We start from the raw sequence: 1,189 nt of genomic DNA, 5'->3' as shown, positions 1-1,189 counted from the left end.
GAGTGGACAGACTCATGCAGAATTGCCTCTGCGCAGATATCCACGGTCATTTCCGGCCTGTGGACATTGAGGATTCGGATACAACCTGCATGAATCGGTCGATACTCGGATCCAAGATTCAGAGGTGAAGCCTGATCACCCGACTCGATCGACTTCCTCACGAGCACACGCCTTGTGAATGTTCGAATCAGGAGACCCAGATGTGGAGTGGCTTCGTCCACAAGCCTTATGGCCGCTTCCAGCTTCTCCTGGATTACGGCAAGCTCTTCCGATGAGATGCTCAGGAATGGATTGCAGAACGTTCCGCTCTCTGGCTCGTTTCGACGTGCCAGCCCACTATCCACGTCCAGAGCGATCACACCGCCCACCTTTGCGCGCTCGACCTTCTCAAATCCGGATTCATGCCGCCTGATCACCCACTCCCCAAGAGGGCTTTCGACTCCTATCCCTTGGTGAAATTTGCCCATTTCTTCATGGATGGGAGCAACTAGACACTCCGCCATTGCGGCGAGATGAAGCGCTTCGATGGTCGTGACAGGCCTTCCATCTGTATCTTCATGGGAGATTCCATCTGGATCATCCATGAATCCGGAAACCCACGGGGAGCCAAGCAATCTTCTTCTCGCCGCGGGATCCAGCTGCTTGAATGTTCTTTCAAAGCTCTCAACACGCTCTTGATTCTCAAGCCGCTCATCTCTGAATTTTGAAAGAGCCTCACCCAAACGACGCGGAGTTATTTCAAACCATGCATCCAGCAGCACCGAGCAAACGTCAACCGTTTTGCATGGATCTTCAATTGCTCTCCTGAGATCCTCTATGGAAGTTCTCATCAACCTCTCCTTGGTGACGGACGACCACCCCCATGGGCGGCCGTCCGCGTTCTTAGACGTTGAACTTCTGGGCGTCAGGAACTACGTGCGCAAACTGGAGCTCTTCACCTGACGAGTAGTGGCCGCAGTGGGTACCACCGCTTGAGTAGTTGGTACATTGAACACCTGCGATCTCGCTATCGCCGGTTCCTTCTCGCAACTCCGCCCCACTGACGAGAGTGATGTCCAGCAAAGAGGCGTTCTGGATCTGCGTGAGATCATTGGACGCACTTTCCTGCGACGCAGATGCGATTCCGGATAGACCAAGCATTGCAATGAGTGCCGGAGGAAGAAGCACGGACTTGCAGATCTTCGACATT

At 53.7% G+C, this 1,189-nt stretch carries 2 protein-coding genes; both read right to left on the bottom strand.

Annotation, left to right across the window (positions count from 1 at the left end; translation table 11 throughout):
• Window positions 1-830, bottom strand: an 830-nt coding sequence (locus ACZ4VL_RS40825) for a hypothetical protein (RefSeq protein WP_468211118.1), incomplete at its 3' end; no start/stop codon positions are given.
• Between the two features lie 52 nt (window positions 831-882).
• Window positions 883-1,189 (bottom strand): hypothetical protein (locus tag ACZ4VL_RS40820; RefSeq protein WP_152906226.1); only part of this gene is annotated, 307 nt, incomplete at its 5' end.

Source organism: Streptomyces sp. NPDC029014 (assembly GCF_055564695.1).
This window is presented reverse-complemented; position numbering and strand designations above follow the sequence as displayed.